Below are 16,398 nucleotides of genomic sequence, written 5' to 3'. Positions count from 1 at the left end.
ACCTGGAGTAGCGACAAGAGGACATCATACCGGACCCAATGCATTTTTTATTGCTGGAAACCGGACAATGGCCTCGGTCCCTACTCCTTTTTCACTTGTAAAGCTGATCTTCCCGTTCATGATTTCGATGATGCGGAAGGTCACCATAAGTCCCAAGCCTGTCCCTTTGGTCTTGTTGGAGAAATAAGGCTCACCCAACCGGGACAGCACTTCTTCATCCATTCCCTCTCCGGTGTCCTTAATGTGGATACTAACCTCCCCATCCTTTTCATAAGCCCAAATTTGAATCTCGCCTTCTCCGTGAAGAGATTCGATACTATTTTTGATAATATTAATAAAGGCTTGCTTGAATTTTGAGGAATTCCCTTTAATGTACAAATCCTGCGGAATGTGGACGGAAATTTTGCCTCCTTGAAGATTGGCCATCGGAACCAAAATACCTTCGATATGAATAAACTCATTTAGCACATTTAACTCGGTTACCTTACCGACCTCCGGCTTTGCGAATGTCAAAAAGTCGGTAATTATACCGGAAGCACGGTCCAATTCCTCCAGAGCCATACTCAAATAAACCTTGTCCGCAGAGTTCTGCTTCGCCACCAGCAACTGCAAGAATCCCCGGGTTACTTGCAGCGGGTTACGCACTTCATGGGCGACAGAAGCGGCCAGTTCACTGATAATTTCCATCTTTTCGGAACGTTGAAGCTCGTTGTTGAACATTTCCAATTGTTTCGAGTATTCCACTACTTGCTCGTGGTTTCGTACAAACCGCTTTCCAATAATAATAATTAGCGATATGACAAAACAAACCAGACCCCACTTCCAAAGAAAAAGATCATAGTATGTGGATTTAAAGAAAAACCAGGAAATTTCTATCAGCCCAAGGACCGCAAAAACAACAAAGCCAATCGAAAATATAATAGCCTCCTGATTCCCGCGAATCATATAAATGGTAGATACGGTAATTAGAAGGATAAACTGTACAATCATTATTGCACCAAGTACATTCATGGAGGCGAATTTGTAAAAATTGTAGAATTTATTATGGCTCAACATATTAATCAACATAAAAAGTAGACAAAACAGGGAATAACCCACTTGAAACTTTCTGTATTTGGTAATGATCGCTTTATATCCCCGTCCAATGATACTTTCAAAGAAACTGGTGAACGATGGCAGTAGGGCTAAAAGCGAGATGTCGAATAATGCAACATAAATATTACCGAACTTGCCGTATAGAGAATATAGAAATGAAGAGTACGTTATTACCAAAATTCCACTGGATAGGATGATAATACATAGCGAAAACCAGCTGGAAATGTGCTCATTCCTTAAAAACAAGGAACAGATCAGCATGACTACAGCAATAAATATCAAGGCACAACCGATGATAAAATCCGTCATGTTATTCTTGATATATGAGGTTTGCATCTCTCCAAAATCGCCTAAAAGCACTTCGCCTTGCAGCCCGATGCGCGATCCGGAATTTATCCCCACAAAAATAGAATCACCTTCAACTGAGCGATCCAAAGGCAGAAGAATTGTATTGGTTTCATATTTGTATTTGCGCTTTGACTCATAGATCATTCCGTCCCTAGACAAAATAACCACATGGGAACCGTAAAGTTTATTGAAAAGAAGTGCCGGCGTCCCCGACTTATACTGCGGTATTTTAAATTTCACCCACATTACCATAGTCCCGTCCGGCGCTTGAGGAGTGAGGTCGTCCTTTTGCACTCTCGTCCAGCCCGGCAGGGACTCCAATTCCTCCACGCTCATATTCGGATCAAATCGATCCGCCCAGGTGACTTCCCATTCTTTGATCGCCCGGTCGCTTCCATGTTTGGAATCCGGCACTTCCAATAAAAACGCGCAAAAAGCCACCATAACCAGCACAAAAAGGATGGCTATCGCTTTAAAAAAAGCTTTCATTCCAGCACCCCTGCCAATGAAATAAAGAGCCACTTCAAACTTCCTACTCAATTCGATACGTCAGATCCGCAAACCTTCAATTATATGGAAAATTAAGAACTTTTTTAAATCTGACAAGCATTAAAATTATTGTACCTTTAATGATGCGTTTAATCTACGAATACTTTTGTAGTGATGCAAATAACTTCCATTTTACCAGGAAACGGAAAGCGGTTCCAACAAAAATAGGCCCTGGATATCCATAGCTGATGGATTTCCAGAGCCTAAAGAAAGATTTATGATTTTGGCATGGATGTCTTCCGCGTTATTAGGCCATCTCGATTTCGATTCGCTTTGCCCCTCCGCTGCGGATGTCCTCCGCCAGACAACCGGAGATGACGGAACCCTCGAGGTACAGCGTCGATCCGTCGGCTTTATGCACGGCGATGCTGCGGATCACTGCCGCATCGCTGCCATAGGTGTCCTTTTTCCCGAGATTTCGGTAGGTCACCTGCGTCTTGCCCAAGAAGGTGAAGGTCACCTCGCCACGCTCGTCAAACAGCCAGCCCGGCAAAGCGGGGTTGAAGCAAAGCTGCAGTTCGCCGCCGCTCGAAATGCGGAACACCCGCTTGCCCGCCATCATCGTGATCCACATGCTGATAAACTCCGCGGTGGAGCCGCTTAGACGGGCGACAAAGCCCCGCCCGTGCACCTGGGGATCGGGATTGACGCTGGAAGCGATGAACGAGGAATTCTCCAGCGTACTCCGCCCGTAAACCTCTGGATCCAGGAACGGGATGAGCGAGGTCTGGATTTCCTCGAAAAATTGTTCCTTCAGCCCCGCTTTCAGCAACGCCAACAAATATTTGTAGCTCATGTGCAGGAAGACCGATTCCCGTTCCAGCCATCCCGACGTAAACGCGCGAATCCGGCCGATTTCATGCGATTCCCCGTCCAGGCTGACCGAGGTTTTGTACATGCGCAGCTTGTCGTCAAACAGGTCGCTGCCGCGAATCAATTCATAGGCCCGCTTGGCCTCAGCCGGATCCTCGAGCGTCTTCATCCAGCGGGCCGGCCCCTCCAGGAAATGAGGCAGCGGGCGGACGACGAATTTCTTCACCACCGCTTTAGGCAGCCCGTAGCCGCTAATCACGGGGTTCCCCTGGCCGTCCAGCACAGGTTCGTACGCTACGGCTTCAAAGGCGAAGTAGGTCGGCGCGAGTCCGTTCCCCAGCGACACGGCTTCCGCGATTCCGGCGTCGATTTTGTCCAGCATCTGACGGAAAGCCGGAAGGAGTTCCGAAAGCCGAAGCGTGCGCTCCTTCCCGGTGATGCCGTAACGGATGCTCTCCCGATAACGCTCGCGGGCCGAGGCCGCCTGGTCCCAATAGGAGAAGGCGTCCAGTTCGCCGTTCAGGTGACGAGCGAGCAGGACGGTCACGGTCCGCAACAGGTCCGCGATTTCCTCGGGGACGGCGATCTCCCGCGAGGCGGCTTCTTCGGCGGATTCCGACACGAACTTCAGCATCCGCTTCAGCTCGAAGGTTTCGCTCATTCCGGAACCGAAGAGGCCCGGCAGCCCGTTCATGGCATCGTTCCAGCCCGGCTTGTTCCCCTCCATCTCGATCCCCATACCGTAAGGATCGAGGGTCGCAAATTTGACCAGGGAAAGGGACAGCAGCTTCACGAACAAGTTGGTGCGGTAGATCTCTCCGCTGCCGTTGTTCGTTTTCAGCCAGTTCGTGCTCTTCGCCGTCAATCCCTGCCGCTGCATTTTTTCCTCATCCGGCACCATGGACCCGTACTGCCGGACTTGCCCCCCGCTAATTACGTACTTCTCGCTCCGCGGCAAAACTCGGGCCGGGCTGTCAAAGTACGTATAATCCTGCTCCTCGTACAGCAAAGCGGCCTTCCGATCCGGGAATATATCGAGATAACTGTCGATCAGATCCATATTGTAAGTCCAGTGGTCGGACCAGTAACCTTCCCCGAAGGTCGCTTCGATTTCCTGTTCGGCCAGGGACAAGATTCCGGTCAAAAACGCCTCTTCCTCCACTTGCAGAGAAACCTGGTGCTGCGCCACATAGGAAATCAGCTTGCCCGGCGTAAATTTGCCGAGACAGAGCTCCCGGAGCTCCTTCCGGGTATTGCCGGCGGCTTTGGCCAGCCATTGTTCCAGTTCCGAAGAACGGCTTTCCGGTACGCGGAAGCTCGTTCCCTCTACACCGAGCGGATTGTATCCGTCAGCCTGCATCAGGCTGAAAAACGTTTTGATATTGAAGGTACCGACGCGCGGATTGAAATAAATATCGCTGCGGCGGTTTTGGTTGGCATCCCGGAAGTTGCCGTTTCCTTGGGAATAATACTCGGGCGCGATCGAAAAAAAGTTATAGTCCCGTTCCAAATCCCCATGTTTGCGGGAATACAGGTGTATCACGAAGCCCTCTCTGCCATTCTCGAAAATAAACGGGTAACCGCCGCGGAGAAAATTGTCCAAATAGCTCTGCTTGGCGTAGGCGTCAAACAGCGGCATGGCTGTTCTGGTGGTCACGTCGGCCGTCAAGGTTTCCGTCAACTCCCGGGCTTCCTTTCGCTTCTGCTCGATATAGGCCGGTACCGCGATCAGAGGCGCCTTTTCATTCAGCCGTTCCACACTGTCAATATGACCGACCAGGGTGAAAATGCGTTTGGACGCTCCCGGCGCCAGTTCCACGGCTACACCGGAAAAACCGCACGGTACTTTGTTCGTGCAGTACTGCGTCTGTTTCGCCAGCTCGGCAAGCGGTATCCCGGCAAAACGCTCGGGATAAGCAAGCGACGTATTGCTGCCGAAGACAAGCTCGAAATCGGCAAACGGCCGAATCAGGCTGCCCTGTTCGTCGAAGGACAGGTAGAAGTGGCCGCTGCGGATTTCGCTCACTTCCGCTTCGTCGTGCGTACTGGAGCGGTTCCGGTAGTAGGGAATCCCGTTCTCCAGATTATCGACCTCCATCCAGCTCCGCAGCAGATTGCCGATTTCTTTGTATCCCGCATTTTCCACACCATAGGGTAGAATTTCCGGCATCCCGTCAAGCACCTCAAGGCGCAGCGGCCGATCCGAATCATTGGTAATTTCCACTTGCCGCACCAATGCCGCGTAATCGTCGTTCGGAATATGGAAATAGGCGACTTTCGTGCTTAGGCCCTTGCCCTCATGCTTCTCTTCAATGCCTACCTCATTGGCTAAAATCCGCATGCTGCGCTTCGCCAAAGGATCGGGAGCCATGCTTTGAAACGGCTCGTAAATCTCCGAGCTCCCCGTCTCCTTGATAAAGGTTCTGAATCCTTTCATCGAAACGGATTGATAGGTGATGCTCGCCGGGGAGAATTCCATGATCGGGCTGTTCTTGTCCCGAATCCCTAAGCTGCATACCGCCTGCCCCCGGTTTACGTAGAAGGTCCACATCGGAATCCCTTTGAGTCCCGCCAGCCCCGGCAGGAAGCTGGAAAACGGCTTGGCCTTATCGAACTGATGAATGACAAACGCATCCTGCTCAAACTTGTAATTTGACATCCGTACTCCTCCATACTTTTGTTTTCAAATCGCTTTTCAACCTTTTGTGTGCGTCTCGAAGAATCGCGTGGCGAGAGGGCCGAAACCGGTTTCGATTTCTTTCGAAAAAAATCAGGGGCCCGCGTTAAAGGAAGCGGCAAGACTCCCTGATTACAAGCTCTACCGGCAACATTGCGGTTTGTACTTCATTCCCGCCTTCTATCGTATAGATTAACATGTCGGCCGCTTTGCTGCCAAGTGCATAAGTATTCTGCCGGACGGTGGTTAATGAGGGCGTCAAAAATTTGACCATTTCAATGTCGTCGAACCCGATCAACGAGATGTCGTCCGGTACGCGGAGCCCCCGTTTTTTCAGGGTCATCATAGCTCCGACCGCCAGGTTGTCCCCGGCGGCAAACACCGCCGTGGGGAGCCGATCCGTCAGCAGCAGCTCCTCCATCGCAGCCTGGCCGCTCTCCATCGTATAATCATAGCTGCCTTGAATCACATACTGCGGTTCGACGGGCAAACTTAAGTTTTCCATCGCGCGAAGGTAACCCTGAAGCCGCTTCTCGCCCGCAAAACTATGCCCGCCGCCGATATGGGCGATCCGCCGGTGGCCGAGCCGATGCAGGTACTCCACAGCCTGCATGGCGCCTGCGATATTATCGGAACAGATCGTGCTCTTTGTGTCCGACTCCTGATCCAGAAGCACGCACGGAATGTTGGAATCCAGCAGTTCCTGAAAATACGGATCCCCGTAATCCGGCAGGATGACCACGACGCCGTCCACACCGCGAATTTTGCAGTGCTCCACGTACCCGCTTTTTTTCCCGCCGATATCCTTGGTAACGAACATCAAATCATAGCCCTTCGAGGTGGACACCTTCTTGAAGCCTTCGATGACCCCGGCGAAATAAGGGTGTAATATCCCCGCTCCCGAAGGCTCGTTAAAAAGCACTCCAATCGTCCAGGAGCGCTTGGTCGTGAGCGAACGGGCATGCGCATTCGGGAGATAACCCAGCTGCTCCGCCGTCTCCAATATTTTGCGCCGCGTTTTGGGACTGACATCGGAATAATCGTTAAACACTTTCGACACCGTGGTCGGGGAGAAGCCGGTGATTTTGGCTATATCGTAAATGGTTACCACTTGAGTTTTCATCTCCTGCCTCAGGCTCGGAATACCGCTTTCGAGGGTTCTTGTGAAATTGTATCCGATCCTGTTGCGAAAAAGCAACCGCAATTACGTCTCCCGTTGAGGCCCGGTTTCCCTTGTTTCATCAAGGCGACGAGCGTTTAAGAATAGGCAAACAGACCAATGCGAAAAAGGAGGAAATTTCCGTGTACGAGCCTCGCGAACGTAAAGAAGTCAACAGTGTCGATGTGGAGCGCAGGGACGTCCAGGAAAGATCGGAGCCCAGCATGGTTGCCGCAACCTTTATTAAATATGCGGCATATCTTATTATCTTTTTCGGATTCCTTTATTTTCTGGTCAAATATGTATTTCCAAAGTTTTAAAGCGGATACCGGACTGTATAAAAAAGAGGCTGAGCGACATCCTTCAGGATGACGGGCAGCCTCTTTGCCGTGGTTTATCGGTACAGTCCAGTTGGACGGATTCACTTCAAAGCCGATCGAACGACTGCCCGCCGAGTCATCGGGTGGTTGCGGTTCATCATTCCCTGGTGAATCAACGCGAAATCCACCTACGCTTATATATTGTACCAGTCGATCTCCCTTAGATACGACTTGGCTTTTCCCGGATCGACCTTGCTATAGTAGTTCTTCCATCCCTGGATTTTCGGGTTGAGTTCCTTCACCAGATCGTTCAGCGTCTTGACCAATTTGTTTCTTGGCGCCGTCTCTTTCTTAACCTTCTCTCGCATCTTCTTCATCGCTTTATTGGATGGAAAGCAGCGCAGAATGCGCGCGGTTCCCCCATCTTTGCTTATGACCGGAAGCCGTCAGAAGTGATGCCCCAGAAAATCGAACCCTGGGTCATCTTCCCAGATGTTCACTTGTAAGAAAGGCGAGAATTACGCTAACGGTCGCCACAGCCGTTATTTGTCCTGAAAACGCCGACTTCCCATTCTAACGGTCGCCACAGCGCTTATTTCGCAAAAACAGGCTGTTAGGGCGGGAATCCGGGGAAATAACGGCACTCACGACCGTTAAAATTTCGAAAGGGCTACTTTTCGTTAAATAGCGGCTGCTACAGCCGTTAGACTTCCCTCAGGCCTAGTACCCGCCGGAAAGCCTGACCTTTTGCAGGAATTCATTCTCGATTACATCAATGCAGGTAAAGTCTGTCTCAGATCGTGTGCGGATTAGTGCAATGCAAGTACTAGCGTTGCATTAACCCGAGGGGCTAATGGCTGTAACAGCCTCCCTTTAAAGCCGGGCGGGTGGATAAGGGCCTTTTGCGCCGCTATTTTGTCGAATTCGTCCCTTCAGCGTGAAATAGAGGTCCTTTAGGGCCTTATTCTTGGGACAAGCGGGCCGAAATAACGGCCCAAAACGCCGCTATTATAGTGGGCGGCAAGAGAGATTGTGGATAGGCAGCACCATGTCAGGTTTAAAACCTGATATGAAATAATCGATTCATATATACCCAATTATGGGATAAATCGATGTAAACACCTGTTGATTTGTTCGCGATGCAATGGCTTAACGCGACACTAGTGAAAAGAAAGCAGATGAAGGCTCTCCTTTCCCCCGGATCAATACGGTGATTTACGAAAATTCACGAGTAAGGCCGCTCGTTTGAAATTCAGGAATTGGGGTAAACTCCAAGTAGATGACAGAATCCAGGAGGCGAACAAGGATGCCGAATGAACCGAGCACAAATCCGGGGGAACAAGCCTATGAAAGATATAATTTGCTGAAAGAACACCGGGCCGAGAATGATATTCCCGGCGATGATCTGCTTCCCCACGATACGCGGATTACCCAAAGCTTAAGCGAATCCGGCGACGAGTCGGCCGGAGACGCGGAGTATGGCGCCGGAGCATTGGATCCGCTGCCGGATGTTCCGGATGCCGACGCCATCCAGCAGGACAGCCCCGTCGACCCGTCGGCGCCCGATCCGGACGCCATGCACGGTACGGATCTGCTCAACGGCTACGATGGTGACGATAGCCAGTGACTTCTCCCCATCCCGGACGTGCGGGATGGGGTTTTTCTTTTATGGCTTTTTAAAGCACTTTACATAACCACCGCCGGAAACGGAAATCATTAGTATTATGGCTAGGTGAGAGGCGGTTCTTTTGATGGATAATTTTCGAAATCAACACCGCAGCCGGCGGTATCAGGCACATGTGAGCATGTTCGGCACAACGCAACTTCATTTCAGAAACCCTTATATAGTCGCTTGCTGGTCCTTGGCCTTTCCGGGCTTCGGTCATCTGCTGCTGAACAAATACCTCCGCGGATACGCTCTGGTCATCTGGGAAATGTTCATTAACCAGAAAATTCATTTGAATCTGGCCATGGTTTATTCCTTTAACGGCCAGTTTCAGGCAGCCAAAGAAGTATTGGACCCCAAATTCACGATCATGTACATTCCCGTATATCTATTCGCCATATGGGATAGTTATCGGACGGCTGTAGACCTTAATAAAGTTTATGTACTTGCCCACCGTGAGAATGCTCCCTTCAGTACGTTCAGCATAGGAGTTCTTGAAATCAATTACCTTGATGAACGCAAACCCTGGTTGGCCGCCTTTTGGTCTGCGTGCATTCCGAGTATGGGCCAGCTCTATCTGCATCGAATTGTGTTGGCTGTTTTCGTGTTGATCTTTACCATTCTTATCATTGACAGATCGAATTTTATTTGGTCACTGCATTTCTTAATTCTCGGAGATCTGCGGCAATCATCCGCTGTGCTGGATACCCAATGGCTGCTGTATATTCCTTCGTTTTATTTGTTCAACATCTACGAGGCCTATATAAACGCCGTAGAGAACAACAAATTATTCAACACGGACTTAAAAAACTATCTGCGACGCAACTACCAGCCAAAAGGCCGATTTTTTCAGTACAAGGAGTAGAGTGGGTTGATACAGATTTTTGCCACATTCCAGTATTCGGTGTTCACGGAAATCCTGATCTCAGAGCTTGAAGAGAAGGGGGTTACCGATATTTATGCCGTTCCGCTCGATTCACGCAAGCAAGCTCCGAGATTGATGGATACCCTCCACCGTAGTGACGGGGTGTCCTTCCTGGATAAAGCCTTTGTCTTTGCTTTTCTGTTCTCCACTATTGGAGCGAGCAAAGGATTTGTATGGGCATGGGGGCCCGTTATGTGGGGCTTAATCGGGGCGGCGGCCGGTTTTATCCTCGGGCTGCTGATCAGTGTGTTGACCTATTGGTTAAAACAACGCAAGCATAGAAACAAGCGAACGGACAAAAGAAAGAGTGAGATCATCCTGATAGTAACCTGTGAGGAGAGCCAATCAAAACTGGTGGAGGATCTTCTTTGGGACCATATGGCTCTAGGATTAGCCAAAACAAAATAAGAAGGCGGAATCGGGTTGATATCTTTCGAAGAAATCGAACGTTTAAGGAAACAACTTGCGGATTTGGAGCAGCAATTCTGGCTGAACCATGTCTTGTTTTCGATGCAGTGGTGGATTTTACTTGCCACCTTTATTGTCCCCTGGGTCATTTGGTGGATGGCCGTCGATAAGCGGAATATTAGAACGATCTTGTTGTACGGGCTGGTTATTATGACTTTGATTAATATCATGGATCATACCGGTCTTCAATTGATGTTATGGTCATACGAATACAAATTGACCCCATTAATACCTATCTTGTCTCCGGCAAATCTTTCGCTCCTGCCGGTGCTCTATATGTTGATGTACCAGTACTTCAGAAGCTGGAGATCGTTTATAACCGCACATATCGCGAGTGCCGCCGTCATCAGTTTTGTGGGAGAACCGATGTTTGTTGAACTGGGCATCTATCACATGTTGAACTGGGAGCATTACTACTCCTTTCCTATCTATATCGCTATGGCAGCCCTTATACGCTGGTTTCTCGAATGGCTGCTAAAAAAGTGCCTACCCAATCCGGAAAATAGGCTCGAACTGTAAAAAGCCTGCGCATTTGCAGGCTTTTTGCTCGTCAACGTCCAGCTAAACTTATTGAATCATCCCCGTATATTTAATCTTCACATCCGCCTTGACCTGGAATTCGGCTTCCGGATAAAGCTGCTGCCATTGCTTGAGCTCGGTGTCATTGTTCCAATGTCTCGAGATATAGCGCAAGCCCCACCCGAAAGGATCAACGCCGATGGACTGGACTTTTTTCAACAGCTTCATGCTCTCTTCTTCCCACTGCTTGCCGGCGACCTTCGATATTGCACGCATTTCGGGACCGCCAATCACCATGCCTTCTTCGTTGGACTCAAGCATCGCTTTGCCGGTCAGGCTGTACTCAATGACAGCCTTTCCGTTTTTCCCGGTGCAGATGCGGTATTTGGGCCTGGAGCTCTCCAGATTGTAGTCGATTTTATTTCCCGCGGTCTCTACGTGAAAGCTCGAACGCAAATTCCGGGTCCGTAGCAAATTCAGGATTCTTGTCTCTTGCGGAGACAACATCGCTACCATTTTCTTTTTATCAAAAAGCGCGACCTTGTCGATCACCAGCATATCCGGCTTTTTCGCTTCAACGACCGGCATTAGAGGATCCATCCCGTTTTCCGTGATCCTGCGATGCAGGTCAAAGGAATACACCGTCGTTATAAACGGTGATTCCGTCCCTTCCGTCCCCAGGCTTAAAATAAGGGCATTGCCGGGAAGGCGTTCGCTTTTGGTCTGCATATTGACCACCTCTTTGGCCGAAGGCTTGCCGACCGCGACGTACATGATCAATTGGATGTCCCGGCGTCTGGCGGACCAGTCGGTCATCGGAACGATATTATCCCGCGCAAAAGATTCACCGTAAATCAACGCCTTGCAATGACTGAAATCCGGTTCTTTATCGATCTTGGATTTGATTAAGCGGATGGCTTCCGGTACGCTTTCGGCGACTTCCGTAATGACTACTGCTTCCTGGGTCCGCTTTGTCGGGTCTCCCTCCGGAATCGCCATTTTCAGCGTCACTTCAAACTGGTCTCTTTTCCGAGGGTCCTCGGGACGGTCGACGCCAATGGCCAGCACGAAGGACCGTTTGTCGATATCTTTGAACTGGCAGCCCGTCAGCACCCCGCCGAGCAGAATCACGACCAGGAAACAGATTCCCTTTCTCATGTTCGTTTCGCACTCCTTCTATGGGCGATAAACAGGAAAAGCAGCAGCAAAAATTCATTGGCAAAACGAATATTCAAAAACCACTGCCCCATTTGAGCCAGGCGGACCTGGTTCATGAATGTCATGAGCAGCAGCGTCACCAGGCAGACGGGACCCAGAATCCACCAGTCGCCTTTCTTGCTTCCTTCTTCCGCCTCCTTTGACCTGAACACCCCTTTAAACAGCTCAAGCCCGACATGCCAATGAATCGACATGCTTATAAGGGACAGCGACAAGTAAGTCGTATAGAACAAAAACAGCAACCGCTCGATGATAAACAGTTCCATCCGGATCGAATCCGCCGTGGAAAACCAGCTGTAAACATGGTCTTCCACTCCGATCGTTCCGTGATAGCCGACCGGAACAAGAAAGGTGACCAGCAGAATGACAAAGGAGGTGACCGGAATCACCCATAATAAACGGGTGTTTAGATTGCGAAAGTTCCGGTTGAACACCACCAGATTCATATAGCCGGAAAAGATAAAGGTAGCCCCGGCCACCGCGGAATAATTCGGCCGGGTCCATAAATGGGTGACGATCTGCATTACGGCGTCCCAACTGAATCCCGGACTGGTTAACGATTTGACCAGAATATAAACGATCAGCGGTGTGACAAGCAGCAGGATCGTCTCCAGCGCATACAGAATCGATTCCGACGAAAGCCGCGCACAGAAAGAGGAAAGGAGCAGAAAACCGATCATGACAGCATACGGGGAAATGTCCGGGCTGATAAAGCGGAGCGTAATATCCACGAAAGAAAGCATCGTGATGATCGCCGCGCCAAACCAGAATATTGAATAAAGGAGCAGCAGCGGGGCCGAAAAAAAACGCGGGAGATGCCGGTTAAATATTTCCGGGAGCCCCTTCCCCTGAAAACGGGACATTAACCGCGTAAATACATACAGAATCACCGTTCCCACAGCGGTTGCGATAAATATGGCGATCAAGGCCCCCCGAAATCGCGCCGAAATAAGAATACGGGGCACAAAGTTGATGATATTGATCAACGCGTTCATCAGAAACAAATAGTAAATATATTTTCCGTTAACCATTTCTCCGCTCACCCTTTGACTTGAATTCCAATACGGTCATTTTGAGATAGGGCCGACCGAAGCTGCGGATCCCCGAAAGATACAAGACCAGGCCGACCAACGCTACGACAATCCCGACCAGCCCGAATGTGATGGCGAACAGGACGATAATATATTTGATCACGCGAATGGTGTACCCCATCATACTTAATGGGATAATGAAATTCGAGATCGCGACGGCCGAGACGAGAATAATCATGATATTGCTGACCAGCCCGGCTTGGGTGGCCGCTTGGCCGAGAATCAGCCCTCCTACCGTCGTGGCCGTTGGACCGATCGCCTTGGGCAGCCGTAAACTCGCCTCCGTCAAAAACTCCATCATCAGAAGCATCAGGAAGACTTCCATAAAAGACGGATAAGGAACCGCCGCCCGGCTACCCGCGATCAGCAGCGAAATTTGTACTTTCAGAATCTCCGGATTGTAAGAGGCAAAGGTGACATAGAGCCCGGGCAATGTCAGCGTCATAAACAACCCGATGTAACGGATCATCTTCAAGAACCATCCCACCAAAGGCACCTGGATTTTATCATCCATCGCCGTGAAGAAATCGGTGAAGATCGTCGGAGCCAAAATGGCAAATCCGGTCGTATTCATCAGTACGGCGACCTTGCCTTCGGCGATGTTGAACACAACCCGGTCGGGGCGCTCGGTGACCACCATAGCCGGGAACACGCGAAATTTCTGCGTGCTTATATATTTCTCCAGTTCGCCGGCCGACTGCAAAATATCCACCTTGACCCCTTCGATCTTCTCCCGCATTTCCCGGAGGACCTGCTGATCCACCCGGTCGGTGTCATAAAGAATCGCTACCGAGGTTTTGGACACATTTCCGACCGTGAGCATCTCGATTTTTAAAGCGGAGGACTGATATCTTCGGCGAATGAGGTTGATGTTCGTTTCAATGTTTTCGCTGAGGGCATCCCGCGGTCCCTGGACGATCGACTCGTTGACCGCTTCGCTGACCCCGCTTGACTCCGTTTTCATCGCTTCGAACAGATAGCATTCGGATTCGATCGTGATGGCAATGTAACCTTTAAGCACGTACTCCATCAGTTGCTCCAAATCCTTCGGCCTAACGGTACCGGGAAAGGAGGCGATATAATTTTTAAAGGCCTGGACGTCGGCCATCTCATAGCTGGGTGTCACAATAAACCGAAAGATGGTGTCCGAATTCGTCAGAGTCCGCAAATATTGCACGCGAAACTCATCGCCCGGCCCCAGCCGCCGCTCCTCAAAATCGACCTGCCCCGACATTTTTTCCCACAGCCACGTGTCCGCCGGCTCCTTCGTTTTCGAACTCACGCCCGGTTCCCTCCTCTTCTGTTGGCGTTAGGTTTCAAGCTAAGCCTTATTTTGCTAGCCTCAGCCGATTTTCATACTACCAAGGGACTTTCTTTCCCACTTGAGGAAAATAAAAAAAGCCCCGCAAAATGCGAAGCTTGTCAAGTGTCCATGGGTTGTCCGAAACGGTACGGCGAGGGAAGCGTTGCCCGGCATACCCGGTTTCTGCCCGAAGCTTTGGCTTCGTACAATGCCCGGTCCGCTCTATCCACCAACAGATGGCTGTCGATATCGGGGTATGTCGCACTTCCCGCGGAAACGGTAATCTTCAATTCCGTCCCGTCGGGTACCCGGAACCCATGATTTTCTACGTTTCTTCGGAGACGCTCGGCGATAATCCGGATTTGTTCGGAATCGCACGCATCGACGATCACGGCGAACTCCTCGCCGCCTTTGCGGGCAATCTGGTCTCCCGGCCGGAAGGTTTCGCGGAGCACGTCCGCGATCTGCGCCAGCACGGCATCGCCCGCGGGATGCCCGTAGGTGTCATTGACCTTTTTAAAATAATCGATGTCCAGCATAAGCAATGTAAACGGAACGCGATAACGATTGGAGGTTTCTATTTTCTGCTCCAACATCAAGTCGAAGGCTCTTGCATTATACAGGCCGGTCAAAAAGTCGCGGTGCGCCGCCTCCCGCATAATGCGCAGCAATTCATCCGAGCGCTTCAAATAGGTCAGCATGGAGAAGGAAAACAGCCCGCTGGTGTAAAAGATCAGAATAAAGACGGCAATGGCCAGCCATTTCCCCCTGTCCTCCAATAGAATAAAAAAAACCACCACGGTAACCAAAGTAGACAGACCGACGGCCCAGTTCCATCTCCGAAGGGACAAACGGTATTCCCTCAAGATGGCTATGGCGATCAAGTAGGTCAACAGCGCGTCGATCGCGCCCAGAATAGAGGCGAAATTAAAACCGCTCAAAAACAATAAACGATAAATTAAAATAATGAAAGTCGTGATTCCCCCTCCGGCCCATCCACCAATGAATACGGAAATAAGGATAGGGAGCTGCCGAAGATCGGTGAAGACCGAGGAATTTAGGGGAAAAGCGATGTACATTAGAGAAACGCCGAAAAGGCCGAGAGCCGTCCCGAGCAGGAGTTGTATTTTTATAGTTTTGTACTTACCCATCTCGCCGGAGGAACGCCATTTTCCCCAGACGATATAACCGAAAAAAAGGAAAGTGGTCAGAAAAGTGAAGTTGCTGATCAAACTTTGAAGCATAGGCTATACCCCCACTTGTAAAACCCGTTATAGCGAAATTCAAACGGACAAAGTAAGCATAACATATAAATCTGGAAAAAACCCGTTAAAAATACAATAAAATTTAACATAATTCGATAATATTCGACAAATTACCTATAAAATTCGACATGATTCTTAGGGTCTCTTCATTCGCCGGTCACCCATGCTATAATGGCAGCAACAGGATTTAAGGAGGAAGAAAATGGAGGAAAGAGGATTGGGGCGGGAGGAGCAGGAGCCGATCGAAGTTTGCCTGCTGGCCGGAAAAATTATGCTGCAAAGCGGTGCGGAGACCTACCGGGTGGAGGATACGATGACGCGGATTGCCGAAGCTTTAGGATTGACCGGCTCGCACAGCTATGTCACGCCAACGGGAATTATGTTTCAGTCCGACGACATGCGATGGGCCAAACTGGTCCGCATTATGGAAAGAACGACCGACCTTCAGAAGGTCGCCGAAGTGAACGACATCTCCCGTAAATTGGCAAATCGCGATCTGACGGCGGCGGAGGCCCGGAAACGGCTGGCGGCCGTCGAATCGTCCGGCCATGCCTATTCCGTTCCCCTGCGGATTGGAGCCGCCGCCATCTCCAGCGGTTGCTTTACCCTGATGTTTGAGGGCGGCCTTCCCGACTTCCTTCCGGGGATCGTTTGCGGCGGACTTGGATTCTCGGCTTTGATTCTGCTGCATCGCCTGGTGAAGGTCAAATTTTTCGCGGAATTTACGGCCTCCTTCCTGATCGGCATCTTTGCGTATCTGCTGATTCGGGCGGGAATCGGCGCCGATCCGGGTAAGATCATTATCGGCTCGGTTATGCCGCTCGTGCCCGGCCTGCTTATAACCAACGCCGTGCGCGACCTGATGGCCGGACATCTGGTTTCCGGCTTGTCCCGGGGCGCCGAGGCCTTTCTGACCGCCTTTGCGATCGGAGCGGGCATCGCGGTCGTCTTTACGATTTTATAATGGAGAAAAGAGGATTGT

At 50.4% G+C, this 16,398-nt stretch carries 14 protein-coding genes; 6 read left to right on the top strand and 8 right to left on the bottom strand.

Annotated features, from left to right (window positions below; all coding sequences use genetic code 11):
* Positions 1-24: 24 nt before the first annotated feature.
* The 3 genes from V4U88_RS11975 to V4U88_RS11965 all read right to left on the bottom strand — a co-directional run bounded on the left by V4U88_RS11975 (position 25) and on the right by V4U88_RS11965 (position 6,593).
* On the bottom strand, positions 25-1,932 hold the full coding sequence (locus V4U88_RS11975) for an ATP-binding protein (protein WP_334073501.1): 1,908 nt from the start codon (positions 1,930-1,932) through the stop codon (positions 25-27).
* Positions 1,933-2,239: 307 nt separating this feature from the next.
* Entirely contained in the window at positions 2,240-5,464 is a 3,225-nt protein-coding gene (locus tag V4U88_RS11970; RefSeq protein ID WP_334073500.1) for a cellobiose phosphorylase, read from the bottom strand.
* A gap of 124 nt (positions 5,465-5,588) precedes the next feature.
* Positions 5,589-6,593: a LacI family DNA-binding transcriptional regulator gene (locus V4U88_RS11965; RefSeq protein ID WP_334073956.1), complete on the bottom strand. Its 1,005-nt coding sequence runs from the start codon at positions 6,591-6,593 to the stop codon at positions 5,589-5,591.
* Between the two features lie 191 nt (positions 6,594-6,784).
* Between V4U88_RS11965 and V4U88_RS11960 the strand changes: the two genes are divergently transcribed.
* The gene (locus tag V4U88_RS11960) at positions 6,785-6,961 is read left to right on the top strand and encodes a hypothetical protein (RefSeq protein WP_334073499.1); all 177 of its coding nucleotides are present in this window, start codon (positions 6,785-6,787) and stop codon (positions 6,959-6,961) included.
* Between the two features lie 194 nt (positions 6,962-7,155).
* Here the strand turns inward: V4U88_RS11960 and V4U88_RS11955 are convergent, their stop codons facing one another.
* Positions 7,156-7,338: a group II intron maturase-specific domain-containing protein gene (locus V4U88_RS11955; protein WP_334073498.1), complete on the bottom strand. Its 183-nt coding sequence runs from the start codon at positions 7,336-7,338 to the stop codon at positions 7,156-7,158.
* 929 nt (positions 7,339-8,267) lie between these two features.
* Here V4U88_RS11955 and V4U88_RS11950 point away from each other — a divergent pair.
* From V4U88_RS11950 to V4U88_RS11935, 4 genes are all read left to right on the top strand, one after another.
* Entirely contained in the window at positions 8,268-8,588 is a 321-nt protein-coding gene (locus V4U88_RS11950) for a hypothetical protein (RefSeq protein ID WP_334073497.1), read from the top strand.
* A 124-nt stretch (positions 8,589-8,712) separates the two neighbouring features.
* Positions 8,713-9,492 (top strand): hypothetical protein, encoded by a 780-nt coding sequence (locus V4U88_RS11945; RefSeq protein ID WP_334073496.1) that lies wholly within the window; start codon positions 8,713-8,715, stop codon positions 9,490-9,492.
* Between the two features lie 6 nt (positions 9,493-9,498).
* Complete coding sequence (locus V4U88_RS11940) at positions 9,499-9,960, top strand: hypothetical protein (RefSeq protein ID WP_334073495.1); 462 nt, start codon at positions 9,499-9,501, stop codon at positions 9,958-9,960.
* Positions 9,961-9,975: 15 nt separating this feature from the next.
* Complete coding sequence (locus V4U88_RS11935) at positions 9,976-10,539, top strand: CBO0543 family protein (RefSeq protein WP_334073494.1); 564 nt, start codon at positions 9,976-9,978, stop codon at positions 10,537-10,539.
* Positions 10,540-10,587: 48 nt separating this feature from the next.
* On the opposite strand, the gene V4U88_RS11930 is transcribed toward V4U88_RS11935, so the two are convergent.
* The 4 genes from V4U88_RS11930 to V4U88_RS11915 form a co-directional block, all read right to left on the bottom strand.
* Positions 10,588-11,697, bottom strand: coding sequence for a Ger(x)C family spore germination protein (locus V4U88_RS11930; RefSeq protein WP_334073493.1), 1,110 nt, complete (start codon positions 11,695-11,697; stop codon positions 10,588-10,590).
* Positions 11,694-12,788, bottom strand: a complete 1,095-nt coding sequence (locus V4U88_RS11925; RefSeq protein ID WP_334073492.1) for a GerAB/ArcD/ProY family transporter — start codon at positions 12,786-12,788, stop codon at positions 11,694-11,696. The genes V4U88_RS11930 and V4U88_RS11925 overlap by 4 nt, the downstream gene beginning before the upstream one ends.
* Entirely contained in the window at positions 12,781-14,130 is a 1,350-nt protein-coding gene (locus V4U88_RS11920; RefSeq protein WP_334073491.1) for a spore germination protein, read from the bottom strand. Before V4U88_RS11920 ends, V4U88_RS11925 begins: the two co-directional genes overlap by 8 nt.
* A gap of 140 nt (positions 14,131-14,270) precedes the next feature.
* The gene (locus tag V4U88_RS11915; protein WP_334073490.1) at positions 14,271-15,395 is read right to left on the bottom strand and encodes a GGDEF domain-containing protein; all 1,125 of its coding nucleotides are present in this window, start codon (positions 15,393-15,395) and stop codon (positions 14,271-14,273) included.
* Between the two features lie 223 nt (positions 15,396-15,618).
* On the opposite strand from V4U88_RS11915, the gene V4U88_RS11910 reads away from it, so the two are divergent.
* On the top strand, positions 15,619-16,380 hold the full coding sequence (locus V4U88_RS11910) for a threonine/serine exporter family protein (protein ID WP_334073489.1): 762 nt from the start codon (positions 15,619-15,621) through the stop codon (positions 16,378-16,380).
* Positions 16,381-16,398 lie beyond the last annotated feature (18 nt).

This window comes from Paenibacillus sp. A14, assembly GCF_036864815.1.
Taxonomy (GTDB): Bacteria; Bacillota; Bacilli; order Paenibacillales; family Paenibacillaceae; genus Fontibacillus; species Fontibacillus sanfengchensis.
This window is presented reverse-complemented; position numbering and strand designations above follow the sequence as displayed.